The sequence below is a fragment of the Kribbella sp. VKM Ac-2569 genome (assembly GCF_004216905.1).
Taxonomy (GTDB): domain Bacteria; phylum Actinomycetota; class Actinomycetes; order Propionibacteriales; family Kribbellaceae; genus Kribbella.
Window position 1 is genome coordinate 1,153,321 of record NZ_SGXJ01000003.1, and the last position, 14,670, is coordinate 1,167,990.

A 14,670-nucleotide genomic window follows, 5' to 3' on the forward strand; every position below is an offset into this window, starting at 1 on the left:
GGCCCGGATATTACTCGGAAGTAATCAGGCTAGCGAGATCAGGTCGGCGTACTCGTTGGTCCAGAGGTCTTCGACGCCGTCGGGCAGCAGGACGACGCGCTCGGGTTCGAGGGCCTCGACGGCGCCCTCGTCGTGGGTGACCAGGACGATCGCGCCCGTGTACGAGCGGATCGCGTTCAGCACCTCCGCGCGGGACGCGGGGTCCAGGTTGTTGGTCGGCTCGTCGAGGAGCAGGACGTTCGCCGCCGACACGACCAGCGTGGCCAGGGCGAGACGGGTCTTCTCGCCGCCGGACAGCACTTTGGCGGGCTTGTCCGCGTCGTCGCCGGTGAACAGGAACGAGCCGAGCACGCTGCGCGCCTGCGTCTCGTTCAGGTCCGGAGCGGCGGTCTTCATGTTCTCCAGGACCGTCCGGTTCACGTCCAGGGTCTCGTGCTCCTGGGCGTAGTACCCGAGCTTGAGGCCGTGGCCGTCGATCACCTCACCGGTGTCGGCCTTCTCGATCCCGCCGAGGATCCGCAGCAGCGTGGTCTTGCCGGCGCCGTTCAGGCCGAGGACGACGACCCGCGAGCCCTTGTCGATCGCCAGGTCGACGTCGGTGAAGATCTCCAGCGAGCCGTACGACTTCGACAGCTCCCGCGCCATCAGCGGCGTCTTGCCGCACGGCGCCGGCGTCGGGAAGGAGATCTTCGCGACGCGATCCTGCTTGCGCTCGTCCTCGAGCGAGGACATCAACCGCTCGGCCCGCCGCAGCATCTGCTGGGCAGCGGCCGCCTTGGTCGCCTTGGCGCGCATCTTGTTCGCCTGGTCGACCAGCTGGGTCGCCTTCTTCTCCGCATTCGCCCGCTCGCGCTTGCGGCGCCGCTCGTCGGTCTCCCGCTGGAGCAGGTACGCCTTCCAACCGACGTTGTAGACGTCGATCTCGGCCCGGTTCGCGTCCAGGTGGAAGACCCGGGTGACGGTGTCCTGCAGCAGGTTCACGTCGTGGCTGATCATGATCACGCCACCGGCGTACGACTTCAGGAAGTCGCGCAGCCAGATGATCGAGTCGGCGTCCAGGTGGTTGGTCGGCTCGTCGAGCAGCAGCGTCTCGGCCTGCGCGAACAGGATCCGGGCCAGCTCGACACGGCGGCGCTGCCCACCGGACAGGGTCGACAGCGGCTGGCCGAGGACGCGGTCCGGGAGGCCGAGGTTGGCGGCGATCCGGGCTGCCTCGGACTCGGCGGCGTACCCACCGGCGGCGTGCAGCTCCGCCTCGGCCCGCTCGTACCGCCGCATGCCCTTGGCGCGGGTCTTCTCGTCCGCACTGGCCATCGACTTCTCGGCGGAGCGCAACCGCCGTACGACGTCGTCCAGGCCGCGCGCGGACAGGATCCGGTCCCGGGCCAGTACTTCGAGATCGCCGGTGCGCGGGTCCTGCGGCAGGTAGCCGATCTCGCCCGAAGACGTCACGGAACCGCTGGCGGGCAGGCCTTCACCGGCGAGGATCTTGGTCAGCGTCGTCTTGCCGGCGCCGTTGCGGCCGACCAGCCCGACCTTGTCGCCGGGGCCGACCCGGAACGAGGCGGGCGCGAGCAGCTGACGGGCACCGACGCGCACCTCGAGATTGGAAACGGTGATCATCGGGGGTCGCAGGCGTCCTTACGCTGGGCTACGGGCTGACAGGGCGGTACCAGGCGGTGTCACGGCACGCCGGAATCCCCCGCTCTCAGGTCTAGTGTAGGTGGCGTGAAATTCAATCCGGATGCGGATCTCGACACCAGCGGTGTCGAGGACACCCGCGGTAGTGGTGGCGGCGGCCGCAGCGGCCTCCCCGGCGGGATGATCCCGGTCGGCGGCGGTATCGGCGGCATCATCCTGCTCGTCGTGATCCTGCTCCTGACCGGCGGCCTGCCAGGCGGAGGTGGCAGCGACGAACCGGTCACGCAGAACACGGCAACCGGCAACCTGGGCTCCTGCAAGAAGGGCACCGATCTGCAGTCGAACTCGGACTGCCGGTTCGTGTTCTACCAGAACTCGATCGAGAGCTTCTGGGCCGCGGAGCTCCCCCGGCGCGGCAAGAAGTACACCCGGGCGCCGATGCGGGTCTTCGACGGCTCGGTGAACACCGGCTGCGGCCCGGCGACCAGCGCGGTCGGCCCGTTCTACTGCCCGCCGGACAAGCGGGTGTACCTGGACATCGGGTTCTTCGAGACGCTGCAGAAGGACCTGGGCGCCCGCGGCGGCGAGTTCGCCGAGGCGTACGTCGTGGCGCACGAGTACGGCCACCACATCCAGAACCTGTACGGCATCCTCGACCGGATCAAGACCCGCAACGGCCCTGCCTCCGACTCGGTCCGCTCCGAGCTCCAGGCCGACTGCCTGGCCGGGATCTGGACCAACCACGCGACCACGGTCCCGAACTCGAGCGGCCAGCCGCTGATCACCGAGCTCAGCGAGGACGACATCGCCCGCGGCCTGGACGCCGCTGCCTCGGTCGGCGACGACCGCATCCAGTCGAAGACCCAGGGCCAGGTCACCCCGGAAAGCTTCAGCCACGGCACCGCCGAACAACGCATGCGCTGGTTCACCAAGGGCATGGACTCCGGCGACATGACCGCCTGCGACACCTGGTCCGCCAGCTCCCTCTGACAAACCCTCTGACAAACGCCGAACCGCCCCGCACGCCGGAAGCGTGCGGGGCGGTTCGTTGGTAGCTGTCAGGCGACCTGGGCGGGGCGGTGGTAGCCGGGGAGGAGTTCGTCGACGAGGGCGTCGGTTTCCGCCTCGGGGCCGCGGGGGCCGCCGTGCCTGGTGAGGGCGGCGTACATCTGGGCGGCCACGTTGGTGACGTCCGCGGTGGTGCCGAAGTGGGCAGCCAGGCGGAGGGTGGCGCGCCAGAGTTCCTCCGAGGCCGGCGAGAAGCTGAGGCCGGTCTGGAGGGCGGTGCGGGCCAGGTTGCCGTCGTTGTGGCTGAGGGACGACTCGGCGAGCCGCAGCGCGGCGTCGACGACGGCCTCCGCCATCCGGCGCTCGATCCCGGACGCGGCGAGCCACGAGTAGCGGCCGCCGGGCAGGTTCGACCAGGCCGGGCCGTGCACCAGGCTGAGTGCCGTTGACAGCGGGCCACGCGGGTCGTCGATCATCGTGGCCTGCTTCGCCAGCGTGCGGAACACGTCCCAGTCGACCCGGACGACGCTGCGGTTCAGCATCCAGCGACCCGACTCGTCGGCGTACATCGCGTCCACGCCGACCCAGCGCCGGGTGTGCTCCAGCGCCGCGTCGCGCAGCTCCTCGCTGATGCCGCGCGGCCAGATCGCCCCGGCGAGCACGTTCGGGTGTACGCCGTAGTCCTGGCTGGCCAGGAACGCAATGATCTCCGTCGACAGCGTGACCCGGCCGTCGTCGATGACCCCACGGGCGTCCACCTCGACCGGACCGAGCAGGTCGACCTCGACCGGCGCCGGCTGGCTCAGGTCGGTGGTGGAGAACTCGTACGCCGGCATGTCCTGCTCGGAACGCCGCTTGTCGCGGGCGTCCGACTCGGCCGCGTCGAACAGCGCGACCAGGTCGGCGAACTGCTCCGGGTTGACGCTGTGCGCGTCGACCTCGAGGCCGAGCAGCCGGCAGACGGCCTGGTTCTTCTCGTCCACGACGAACCGCCACGGCGAGTTCATCACGTCGCCGACCACGACCACCGAGATGCTGCGCTTGGTGTCCGCGGCCAGGCGGTTCAGCTGGTCCTGCTCCTCCGGCGACGGCGGCGCGGACACGAAGATGATCTCCGAGCCCCACAGCGCCGCGTCCGGATGCGTCATCCGGGCCTCGGCGACCGAACCGGCGTTCCGCCGCTGGCAGGCCTGCAGCTGCGCCTCGCTCCGGCGGACGACCTCGGCCATCGCGTCGTCGAGGCGGATCCAGTAGCTCATCCGCGTCGGCGCGAGTGACGACAGGTCGTCGCCGAACCCGACCATGCTGATGTGCGCGCCCTCGGACCACAGGTTCGTCGCCAGCTCGACGGCGAGCGAACCGACCACGTCGCGGGACGCGTTGTTCACGCCGCCGAACGCGACGATCCCGTTCGCGGTGTCGAGGTCGATCAGCACCGTCGCGCCGTCAGCGTTCTGGCCGACCGTCACCAGCGTCGGGTACGGCGCCGGCGCGTTGACCTCACCGCTCGGGCCGTATCCGCGGCGCAGTGTCCACCGGGTGCCTTCGGCAATGGCCTGCCACGGGCCGGGCGGCTCGGCCTGCGCGCCGTACGGGTCGAGCACCAGCGTGAGCGACCGCTCGGTCACCAGCGCGGCGACCACATTCGGCATCGGTCGCTGCAGTTGCGTCATGTCGGCGCCAAGCTTGCGCAGGGAGTTGTCCACGAACTGCGCGGTCGGAACGTCCGACGCGAGCCGCAGGCCGATCTCCGTCTGCCGGTGACCGGCAGCCTTCGGGCCGGGGCCCTGAGCCCAGCCGCGGCGCCGCTTGAGCGCCAGCGCCAGGCCGGCCGCGAGCAGCGTCGCGCCGAAGCCGAAGATGCCGGCGTCCTTCAGGCTGATGCCGTCGTCGGTCGCGACCGGGGTTGCCTCCGGCACCTGGGTACCGCCGCCGGCCGGCTCGCCGTGCTCGTGGCCGGCTCCCGGGGCATGCGGCTCGACCGTGACGTTCGGCTCCCCCGGCTTGACGTTCTTCGCGCCCGGGTCGTTCTTCGCGCTGCCGATGCCGACCGACGAGGGCTTCTCGATGCCCTGCTCCGAGTAGCGGCCCGGACCGACCGGCTTCGACTCGGGCGTCGTACGGGTCTCGGTCTTGTTCTCGACCGCCGTCTTCGGCTTGGCCGTGGTCCTGGTCTCGGTCGTCGTCTTCGTGCTGACCGTTGTCTTGGTGGTGGTCTTGGTGGTCGTGTGGTCGCCTATGCTCACGCGGACGGTGTGCACGCCCGGGCCCTTGGCGTCAGCAGGCAGCCGCACCTGCCAGCCCGGCAGGATCAGGTCCGGGTTGGTCAGCCGACGGCCGTCGGGCTGCAGCTTGTTCTTGTTGAGGTCGTAGATCTCCTTGTACCGGCGACCCTCACCGAGATACCGCTCCGCGATGTCCCACAGACAGTCGTAGTTCCGGCCCTGCGGCGGACGGACCTCGGTGTACTTGACGACCTGACCCTTGTGATCGTTGTTCGTCCGTACGCCGACGCTCGTCTTCCCATGGCTACCGCTGAGCACCGTGCTGGCTGCCTCGGTCTGACGGAACTGTGACGTCGAGGACTGCTCGTTGCCGTGCCGCGCGCTCACGGACGTCGGAGCGGCCGGGCCGCTCGCGGTGACCGCGCTCGCGACCGGCAGGCTGACACCGGCACCCGCGGCGATCAGCACGACCGTGCCGATCAGCCGGCGGGCCAGGACCTGGGAGCCGCCGCCGAGCGGGACGCGTGGCGAAAGACCGTGACCGCGGATCTCCGCGGCCGCCTCCGCGATCAGGCAGACGACGAAGTGCAGCCAGGCGACCCAGATGAAGAACGCGATGATGCCGAGCACCGTCTCGACGCTGAGCTCGCTGAACAGCATGCTCTTGCTGGGCATCTTGTCCGGCCACGGCGTACCGAAGAATCGCAGCAGCACGTACGGCACGCCGCCGACGATCGCCAGGATCGCGAGCAGCGCGACGAAGCCCTTCAGCCGGTCCGCGCCCGGACTCCCCTGCCGCCGCTGCGGCAACCGCGCCGCCTGCGTCGGCTCATTCGTCCTTACCATCGCTCCTCCATACCCCCACCATCAGCCACCAATGGCCTGAACTTCCTGCACAGGCAACCGTTGCACAGCAGTCACGTTCGCTCTTCCGATCGGCTGCCAGCCGGTGCCCTTTCCGATCCAGTACGAGACCTCCCACGTGATCGTCAGCTTCACCGTGTACATGCCGTCCGGCTGACTCGCGCTGGACTTCTTGTAGACGTGTTTGCACGGGTTGAGCTGATGATCCGGGTCCTTCGACTGGTCGTACCCGTCCGGGTCATCCGCCGGCGTGACACCCGCGGGACAGGTGAACGGGCCGGTGCCGTCGCCGGGATCGATCTTCAGTTCCACGACCATGCCGCGCATCGTGAGGTTGTGCGTCGGGTCGTAGTACCCGCTCAAGTCACCCGACTGCTTCAGCACCATCGAACTGTCGGGCGTCAGCGTGAAGAACGCCGGGATGTTCACCCGCGGCGTGTACGTCGGCATGATCTGCAGCGCCGGCTCCGGGTAGCTGCTCTCGAACCGCCACCAGAACTGCTGCATGTAGTCCGGGAACGGGCACTGGGCACGCTCCGCGTCGTCGACCGGCATGTACGCCCGCTCGAGGTGCGCCTTCGGACCACCGTTGTACGTGTTCAGGTCGTAGTCGGCGATCGTGATCCGGAGTACCCAGGTCTTGCCCTCCGGCGCCTGCGGCAACCGAATGCCCTTGGGGATGTCGAAGTCACGGCACGGCACGAACGGCCGGCCGTTCAGGCGCTCCCGCCAGGTGGGCGGTGGAGTCCCGTCACCGACGTACGCCTTCCCGGAGCTGCAGTAGGCGCCGAAGCCGACTGCGTTCACGTACATGCTGCAGACGGAGTTACCGGTCTGGATCGTGTCGGCGGACGCGGTCGTCGCGGGGACGGACATGAGCAATGCGAGCACGGCGCTCAGGGTGAGCAGTGTGCGGCCTACCCGGTTGTGCATCCTCACTCCCCAGACTCGTCTTCCCGCAGATTATCTTCGACCAGGGGCATCATGCCCGGTACCCAGTGCCCCGTCACCTCTTCGCAACCTCAAAATCTCTATTCCGGTCTAGGCCGGGTAGTGGACCGACGCGCAGTTCACGCCCTTGCTGGTCACCAGCCGGTACGGCATCCAGCCGACACCCGTCTTGATCATCTCGATCACCTCGGGCGATCCCTTCGGCGTCACCACGGTCCAGTTCCGCGTCTTCGGGTCCCAGTACTGCGTGGTCTGCGAGCGGCACGTCTGCACCGCGACGGTGTCGTCCGGCGTACTCCGAGCTCCGACCACGACCACACTGCCCGGTGGCTTCATCACCCAGCCATTGCGCTTGGCATCTTGGATCCCTTGCGACACATCGGCGTAGAAGAACGACGGGAACTGCTTCTTCAGGATTGTGTCGTCCTTTGTGACTAGGGCCTGGAAGTACAGCGGGTAGCTGGTCACGAGGCCTTGGACGGCGGGGTTGGACGCGAAGTTCCCTGCCTGGACGATGACTTGTTTCGCGGTCGGTGCAGTTGGTTTGGCGGTGGTGGCCGGCTTGGTGGTCGTCGTCGGCTCAGAAGATGGTGCTGTGGACGGCGTGCTGGACGTCGTCGTACCGGACTCACCGCCGACCGGGACCGGGCGGCCGCCGTCGGTGGCGTCCTTGCTGCAGGCACTCAACAGCAGGACACCAACCACTGCAAAGGCCGGGAAGGCAAACCTACGCACGGACAGAATCCTCCGGTGTCTAGCGCCCGCTCGGCGGCGAGCTGCTTGTGGGGCCTGACGGTTCGCCGGTCGGCGGGGTCTCGGACGGGGTCGGCGTCGGTGTCACGTTCGGGGAGCACGAGGCCGGGAACGGGAACGGCGACAGGGTCCAGATCGGGGTCGGCGAGCCGAGAGTCCAGGTCGGGCACGGCAGGTCGATCGTCGGTGGCCGCGGGGTGTCGATCGTCCCGCCGGGGCCGTCGGTGGTCGGGTTCACGACGATCGGCGGGATGGTCGGGCTGTCGTCGGCCTTGTCGACGCCCTGTTCGGCGTGCGCCTGGCCGGTGCCGCTGGCCTTCAGAGAGGTCTTGCCGATCAGGCCGAGGAACGTCGCCTTGTTGGCGATGTCGACCTGGATGTCGACCTCTTTGTCGGTCAGCGTGGTCGGCCCGCACGCCGTGACCGCCGGGTCGTTCGACCGCACCTGGCCGCAGAACTCCGTGATCGCGGTCGCTGCCTTGGCGGTGTCGATCTTCGCCTCGGCGACGTTCAACTGGATGGCCGCGGCGCCGACGCGCGCGGCCTCCTGCGCGTAACCGACCGCACGCGACCGCGCGCCCAACTGCCGGCCGCCGTCGATCACCAGGCCGGCCAGCGTAAAGATCATCACCGCGAGAATCGCGACCGCCGGGCTCAGCGCGCCGCGGCCGAACCGCCGATGGTTGCGTCGCGCATCGATCCGGAAGAACTCGACCAGACGCGAGCGATTCCGTTCAGGAGCCGTCACCGCGCACCCCCCGGTACGGATCGAGCGAGGACGTGAACCGCTTGGTGATCTTGGTGTCGCCGCCCAGACCGAGCAGGCCGAGATCGCGGTAGTTGATCGTGCAGGTGACCTCGACCGACAACGGCGAACCGGCCACGAACCCGGTGGTGATCGAACCCGCCGCGGACTCCTTGCAGGACGCCACCGCCTGGCTCATCGTCGTGTTGACCGCCTCGTCGACGCGGGCCTGCGCACCCTGCAGCGACCGCGCCTGACTCGCGCCCCGGGCACCGTCACGGGCCGCGCTCTCCAGCAACGACGACGTCTGGAAGTACCGCCCGCAGGCCAGCAGGAACATGAACAGCAGCAACAGCACGGGCGCCAGGATCACCATCTCCAGCGCCATCGTGCCGCGCTCGCGGGTACGGCGGTGCCGCCCGCGAGACCCCGGTCTGCTCGTCATCTGCTCGCTCACTTGTCGGCTTCGAACTGTTCGATCCGCCCGGTGGCGGTCCGGGTCACCTTCAGCTCCAGGCCGGGCACCAGCGAAACGGTTTGCCCGGTGACAGTGAACGAAACCACGCCTTCAGGGTCGTTGTACGCCGGGAACGGGACGGTGGCGTTCTGCAGCGTCGTACCGCCGAGCTGCTGGGCGTACGACTGGACGTCCGCCCGCACCTTCTCCCCCACGGCCGGGGTGTAGACGAGCGGCTGCACCAGTCGCAGCCGGGACACGCCCTCCTGCGCCGCGTTCAGCGCGACGGAACGCCCGTACAGCCACAACGCGGTCTGGATCGACACGAAGATCAGCGCGATGATCGCCGGCGCGAGGATGGACAGCTCGAGTGTGCTGACCCCCCGCTCCGACCGTCTCCGCCGACCTCGTCTCCGCCCCAGCCGCATGGTTCTTCCGTCAGCCCTTGTCGATATCGGCGGTGTGCTTGGTGATGACGCGCTTCACCACGACGCCGATCGCCAGCGCGGCGACGACCAGGATCCCCGAGATGATCGCCCACTCGAGTGCGGACGCGCCCATCTCGGTGTGGCCCTGCCGCGCGCGGGCCCGCTGGGCCTGCGCCCGCGCCACCGCGTAGCCGGCCATGGCCCGCCAGAACATCAACTCCGAGGTCATCCACATGCCTTCCAGATCGTGAGGCCGAAGCAGGCCTCAGTATGCCGTGTTCGACGGACAACTCCGCCCAACGGATCCCTTGCCCTCATCACTGTTCGGCCTAACTTCCGAGGATGGCCACGCCGGCCGGGAAGGCCAGGAACAGGAAGAAGGCCGCGATCATGACCAGCTGCGCGACCAGCATGGACTGGGAACGCTCACCCGCCTTGCCTTCCACATCTGCGAGTTCCTTGCGCCGCAGCGACGCCGCCCGGGCGAGCAGCGACGAACGGATCTTCGCGCCCTCGTCACCGGCGAGCGCGAGTGCCGAGGCCAGGTCCCGCAGTTCCTCGACGCCCAGGTCCTCGCCGAGCAGGGCCATCGCGTCCCACGGCGTGATGCCGATCAGCCGCGCGTTCGCCAGCGCCTGCCGGATCCGCGCCATCGCCCAGTGCTCACCGATCGTCGAGGCCGTCATCAGCGCCTCGGGCAGACCGCGGCCGCCCGCGAGGTTCATCGCGACCAGGTCCAGGAAACTGCCGACCACGTGCCGGAAGTCGCGCCGCCGCTTCTCCGCCTCCTGGCGCAGCGCCAGGTCGGGCAGGAAGAACGCCAGCGTCATGAACGCCAGCGTGACGATCGCCGGGGCCGCCCCGGGCGCCGTGATGCCGATCGCGGAGAACAGGAACAGCACGATCGGGATGAAGACCATCGCGCCGAGCGCGAAGAACGCCTTGGTGGCGAGCATCGCGGCGAACGGCCGGTTCATCACCGCGAGGTCGCGGCGGAGCTTGCCGAACGCCCAGCCGCGCGCGTTCGCCTCCGCCTCGAGCCGGCGGCCCAGGGTCTCCCGGGCCCGGTCCACACCGCCGAGCACCCGCTCGCCGGCCGCGCTGGCGGTGGCGCCGCCGACGTACCCGCCGCGGCCCGCGTCGATCCGCGCGATCGTGGACAGCACGTTGGCCCGCGGCTTGATGAACATCCGGACCAGGACGTACACACCAAGCCCGGCGATGCCGCCGGTAATGAAGGCCCAGGTCATCCGCTCACCGTCTCCATCCGCTCGTCGCCGGACCGGGGCAGCCGGTGCTCGTCGGCGATGCCGATCAGGAACCGGTCCGGTACCTCGATCTTCGCCAGCCGCCGCAGCCACAGCAGCCCGAGCGCGTAGAGCCCGATCACCACGGCCAGCACGACCTGCCCGACGAAGCTCGTGTACGGCGCCATGTACGCCGAGTTGAACAGCACGAGACCGGCCGCCATGATCAGCGTGATCGCGACGACCACCTGGACGCTGCGCCGGGTCGAACGACGTTCCGCTGCGACCTTCCGGCGTACGTCGAGTTCCTCGCGGGCCGAATCGGCCAGCGCGCTCAGCACCTCGCGCAGACCGGGACCGCGCAGCCGGGCGTTCAGCACCAGGGCCGCGACGATCAGGTCCGCGGACGGGTCGTTCAGGTCGTCGGCGAACCGCATCAGGGCCGACGGCAACGGTTCACGGATCCGCAGCCGGTCGACCAGCAGGTTCAGGCTGGGCTTGATCGCGGGTGCCGCGTTCACCGCGGTGGCCGGGATCGCCTGCTCCAGGCCGACCGCGCCGGCGATCGTGTCGCGCAGCGCCTCGGTCCAGGTGGCCAGTGCGTCCAGGCGGTCGATCGCCCGGCGCTCCTCACCGGTACCGCCGAAGAAGCGGTCCGCCATCGCCGCGAGCAGGCCGAGAGCGACCGCGAGCACCAGCCAGCGGGTCACCACCAGCACGAGCAGGCCGACCGCGAAGGCGACACCCAGCCGGATCATGTTCTTGCGGGCCTCGACGCTGCGATTGCGGAACAGCGACGGTGTCTCGTCCTTCGGCTCGGTACCGCGGATCGCGACGATCAGCAGCATCACCGCGCCGCCCACCAACGCCCCGCACAGCAGCGCTCCTAAAGTCCGGTCGTTCATCGCGTCACGCCCACGTTCCGTGCACGAGCGGCTGGTACCCGAAGTGCTCGAGCTCGTCCATGCACGCGATCGGCGCGTGCGCCGCGGCGTGGCCGTCCGGACCCGGTGCGAACACCTCGCCGGACAGCACCCGACCGTCCCATCCGGTGACCTCCCGGATGCTCTCGACGTACCGGCTGAGGCCGCCGCCGCGGGAGTAGTCGTTGTGCTTGCGGACGAACACCACGAAGTCGAGCGCGCCGGAGATCAGCATCTGGGTGGCCTCCATCGGCAGCCGCTCCGTCGCCTGGATCGCGTAGGTGCTGATCCGGTTGAACACCTCCATCGAGCTGTTCGAGTGGATCGTCGACAGCGAGCCGTCGTTTCCCTGGCTCATCGCGTTCAGCATCGTGACGATCTCGTCGCCGAGCACCTCACCGACGATCACCCGGCTCGGGTTCATGCGCAGCGAACGACGGACCAGGTCGGCCATCGTCACCTCGCCGACGCCTTCGGAGTTCGGCAGCCGTTCCTCGAACGCGACCACGTTCGGGTGCAGGTCCTTGAACTCGCCGAGGCCGAGCTCGAGAGAGCGCTCCACGGTGATCAGCCGCTCGTGCGGCTGGATCTCGTTGGCCAGTGCCCGCAGCAGCGTCGTCTTCCCGGAGTTCGTGGCGCCGGCGATCATGATGTTCTTCCGCGCTGCGACGGCGGCCCGCAGGAACGAGCCGACGTCGTCGGAGATGGTTCCGTTGGCCACGAGGTCCTTGAGGAACACCTTGCCGAGGCGGGCTCGCCGGATCGACACCGCCGGACGGGACGTCACGCCCATCACGGCGGACAGCCGGGACCCGTCGGGCAGTCGCAGGTCGAGTTGCGGGTTCGCCGAGTCGAACGGGCGGCTGGTCAGACCGGCGTGCGCCGCCAGCACCTGGATCAGCTCGATCAGTTCCTCGTCGCTCTCCGCGACCGGCCCCGGGGTCTCCTCGCGACCGTCGCCGTACTGCACGAAGACCTGGTCACAGCCGTTGATGTCGATGTTCTCGACCTCGGGGTCGTCGATCAGCGGCTGCAGCCGGCCGACACCGAACAGCGCGGAGTGGATCGCGCCGGCGATCTGCGCGTCGTCGTCCGGCGTCGGCGGCGTCCGGCCCTCGGCCAGCTCGTACCGCGCGTGGTCCTCGAGCACCTGCACGATCAGCGACCGTGCGTACTCCCGCTCGTCCTCCGCGCTCATCGGAGGTACGCCGTTCACCTGGTCGCGGCGCCGCTGCTCGTTCAGCCGCTCGGCGACCTGCACCCGCAGCTTCCGGACCAGCTCCTGGTCGGCGCTCATCGATAGTCACCGGGCGGTGGCGGGAACGCGGCGTTGGCCATGTCGAAGTCCTGCGGCGGCGGAGCGGCGACCAAGGACGCCATCTCCGCGGTGATGACGCTCGCGGACCGGATCAGCTGGGTCTTGTCGAGCCGGCCGTGGCCCCGCCCGTCGAAGAACGCCGCACCGATCGGGTCGTACGCCAGGTGCCAGCGGTGCCGCACCGGCAGCGACATGGCGTCCAGCACGGACCAGACCTGCTTCACGCCGTCCCGCTGCTTCGGATCGGCCACGACGACCACGCCGAGCTGTGCGTCGACATGGTGCACCAGCGTGGACAGCCGCTCCCGCAGGTGCGCCACCGACGAGCCTGTCGCCGAACACACCAGTACGACGAGGCGTGCGGACTGGATGACCGGAAGCTGCGGCGACGACGCACCGATCCGCCCGCAGTCGGCCAGTACGTCGCCGTGATGCATCTGGTTGAACGAGATGCCGAGCGGGTGCCACAGACCGCCCATGCCACCGACCTGCTCCGGCGAGCGCACACCGAGCAGTACGTCGAGACCGCCGTCGAGCTGCTGGCTGTGCGCGAGGATGACCTCGTCGCCCAGCCCCTTCCGGCTCGCGGCGGCGAGGCTGACCAGGCCGCGATCGGAGTTGAGGCCGGCTCCGCTCGGTCCGGTCATCCGGATCGCCACGTCACTGCCGGCCGGGTCGCACTCGGCCAGCAGCACCTGCCGCGGCCAGAGCGCACCGAAGACCAGGCTTGCCGTGGTCACCCCGGGCGAGCCCTTCGCGCTCGCCAGCGCCACCAGCGCCATCAGTTGGCCCCGTTGCGTGCGACGTCCGGCTTGGTGCCGGGCGCCAGCTTCACCAGCACCAGGGTCTTGGCCGCGGCCGCTGCCGCAACCGTGGTGATGTCGTCGGCGGGGATCAGGATCGTCACGTTGAGAGAGCTGTTCGCGCTCGTCTTGCTGTCGGTGATCGCACCGGCCGTGGAGGTCACCTCGGCAGCACTGACCAACGGCACCGCGGCGCCCTCCGCGTTGGCGGACGGCACGCGGATGACCTTGACGATGTCGCCGACGAGAAGCCCGTCCGACGGCGCGCGTCCGGCCTCCAGGCTGACACCGACCAGGGCGCCGCCGGCCGGGATCGGCTGCTCGCCCTCCTGGGTCAGGTTCTCCGGCGTGACGAACTGGTCCTTGTACATCCAGGTCTTCGTGTAGCGGCCGATGTACTTCTCCGCTTCCGACCACGGAATCAGGCCACCGGTGGCACCGGCCAGGTCGCCCCGGGAGAGGTCCTTCGCTTCGAGCTTGCTGCCCGGTGGCAGCGCGTCGACCGAGATCGCCACGAAGTCGGAGCGGTTGCCGCTGTTCAGCGCGATCAGCGCCGATCCGGCGGCGCCGAGCAGGATCAGGATGACCGCGAGCGCGGCCAGGGCAGGACGGCGTTCCCGGCCGCTCGGGAGGCGGGTCGAACCGCCACCCGTCGATCGGCCCGCTGCCCGGGCGCCTTGGGAAGAGTTACGCGTGGAGGACGAGAGACTCACCCGCATACCGTAATGGCAGCGAGGTGCCATCCGTGCCAGCAGGCCACTCCCGTTACCGCGCCGCGACCCGCTCCAGCTCGGCAGGCTTGAGCAGCTGGTTGAACGCTCCCGGTCCGCCGTACAACTGGTCTAGATAGGCATACATCGCGCGCAGGCACAGGCCGATCTGCCGCTGCCAGTCGGGCTGTCCCTCCAGCCAGATCACGAGATCCCGGCCTTCGACCAGCGTGACGGCGGCGTTGACCGGCTGAACGAGCCGTTCCGACCGCGGGTCAGGCTCGACCTCCGGGCCCCGCATCTCCTGGACCGCGGCGGCCAGCGCTGCCTGCTCGGCGCCGGTGTAGAAGTAGTCGAATCCGTGCTTGCCGTGCAGCAGGTCGAGGTACTCGCAGAGGGCGAGGAACAGTTCGATGCCGTCGTACTCCCGGCCGTCCCCGGCGTGGTGCCGCAACTGGGCGACTGTGCTGCGCGCCTGGGGGATGTTCCACTCGGAGTCACCGAACTTCTCCCACATGGACTTGATCCTAGGTGCGCCGCTGGGCGTAAATCGTTAACGGTTCGGGTGAATCGAGTTGCTGGCAAGTAACCGATTGT

At 69.2% G+C, this 14,670-nt stretch carries 15 protein-coding genes; 1 reads left to right on the forward strand and 14 read right to left on the reverse strand.

Annotated features, from left to right (window positions below):
• Nucleotides 1-24: 24 nt before the first annotated feature.
• On the reverse strand, nucleotides 25-1,623 hold the full coding sequence (gene abc-f / locus EV649_RS25750) for a ribosomal protection-like ABC-F family protein (protein ID WP_130386107.1): 1,599 nt from the start codon (nucleotides 1,621-1,623) through the stop codon (nucleotides 25-27).
• Between the two features lie 105 nt (nucleotides 1,624-1,728).
• Here abc-f and EV649_RS25755 point away from each other — a divergent pair, with 105 nt between their 5' ends.
• A complete protein-coding gene (locus EV649_RS25755; protein WP_130386108.1) occupies nucleotides 1,729-2,631 on the forward strand; it encodes a neutral zinc metallopeptidase in 903 nt (300 codons plus the stop codon).
• A gap of 68 nt (nucleotides 2,632-2,699) precedes the next feature.
• Here the strand turns inward: EV649_RS25755 and EV649_RS25760 are convergent, their stop codons facing one another.
• The 13 genes from EV649_RS25760 to EV649_RS25820 all read right to left on the reverse strand — a co-directional run bounded on the left by EV649_RS25760 (nucleotide 2,700) and on the right by EV649_RS25820 (nucleotide 14,590).
• Nucleotides 2,700-5,720 (reverse strand): hypothetical protein, encoded by a 3,021-nt coding sequence (locus EV649_RS25760; protein WP_130386109.1) that lies wholly within the window; start codon nucleotides 5,718-5,720, stop codon nucleotides 2,700-2,702.
• Nucleotides 5,721-5,741: 21 nt separating this feature from the next.
• Nucleotides 5,742-6,671: a hypothetical protein gene (locus EV649_RS25765; protein ID WP_130386110.1), complete on the reverse strand. Its 930-nt coding sequence runs from the start codon at nucleotides 6,669-6,671 to the stop codon at nucleotides 5,742-5,744.
• A 108-nt stretch (nucleotides 6,672-6,779) separates the two neighbouring features.
• Entirely contained in the window at nucleotides 6,780-7,424 is a 645-nt protein-coding gene (locus EV649_RS25770; protein WP_241998640.1) for a hypothetical protein, read from the reverse strand.
• A 19-nt stretch (nucleotides 7,425-7,443) separates the two neighbouring features.
• Nucleotides 7,444-8,190, reverse strand: a complete 747-nt coding sequence (locus tag EV649_RS25775; RefSeq protein WP_198682672.1) for a pilus assembly protein TadG-related protein — start codon at nucleotides 8,188-8,190, stop codon at nucleotides 7,444-7,446.
• Nucleotides 8,177-8,632, reverse strand: coding sequence for a TadE/TadG family type IV pilus assembly protein (locus tag EV649_RS25780; protein WP_130386111.1), 456 nt, complete (start codon nucleotides 8,630-8,632; stop codon nucleotides 8,177-8,179). The genes EV649_RS25775 and EV649_RS25780 overlap by 14 nt, the downstream gene beginning before the upstream one ends.
• An 8-nt stretch (nucleotides 8,633-8,640) precedes the next feature.
• Complete coding sequence (locus EV649_RS25785) at nucleotides 8,641-9,072, reverse strand: TadE family protein (RefSeq protein WP_130386112.1); 432 nt, start codon at nucleotides 9,070-9,072, stop codon at nucleotides 8,641-8,643.
• A gap of 10 nt (nucleotides 9,073-9,082) precedes the next feature.
• The gene (locus EV649_RS25790) at nucleotides 9,083-9,301 is read right to left on the reverse strand and encodes a hypothetical protein (protein WP_130386113.1); all 219 of its coding nucleotides are present in this window, start codon (nucleotides 9,299-9,301) and stop codon (nucleotides 9,083-9,085) included.
• A 100-nt stretch (nucleotides 9,302-9,401) separates the two neighbouring features.
• Complete coding sequence (locus tag EV649_RS25795; RefSeq protein ID WP_130386114.1) at nucleotides 9,402-10,322, reverse strand: type II secretion system F family protein; 921 nt, start codon at nucleotides 10,320-10,322, stop codon at nucleotides 9,402-9,404.
• The gene (locus tag EV649_RS25800) at nucleotides 10,319-11,224 is read right to left on the reverse strand and encodes a type II secretion system F family protein (protein ID WP_130386115.1); all 906 of its coding nucleotides are present in this window, start codon (nucleotides 11,222-11,224) and stop codon (nucleotides 10,319-10,321) included. The genes EV649_RS25795 and EV649_RS25800 overlap by 4 nt, the downstream gene beginning before the upstream one ends.
• Nucleotides 11,225-11,228: 4 nt before the next feature.
• A complete protein-coding gene (locus EV649_RS25805) occupies nucleotides 11,229-12,539 on the reverse strand; it encodes an ATPase, T2SS/T4P/T4SS family (protein WP_130386116.1) in 1,311 nt (436 codons plus the stop codon).
• Nucleotides 12,536-13,342: a hypothetical protein gene (locus EV649_RS25810; RefSeq protein ID WP_130386117.1), complete on the reverse strand. Its 807-nt coding sequence runs from the start codon at nucleotides 13,340-13,342 to the stop codon at nucleotides 12,536-12,538. The genes EV649_RS25805 and EV649_RS25810 overlap by 4 nt, the downstream gene beginning before the upstream one ends.
• Nucleotides 13,342-14,076 (reverse strand): hypothetical protein, encoded by a 735-nt coding sequence (locus EV649_RS25815; RefSeq protein ID WP_130386118.1) that lies wholly within the window; start codon nucleotides 14,074-14,076, stop codon nucleotides 13,342-13,344. The genes EV649_RS25810 and EV649_RS25815 overlap by 1 nt, the downstream gene beginning before the upstream one ends.
• A 52-nt stretch (nucleotides 14,077-14,128) precedes the next feature.
• Nucleotides 14,129-14,590, reverse strand: a complete 462-nt coding sequence (locus tag EV649_RS25820; protein ID WP_130386119.1) for a hypothetical protein — start codon at nucleotides 14,588-14,590, stop codon at nucleotides 14,129-14,131.
• Nucleotides 14,591-14,670: the final 80 nt, after the last annotated feature.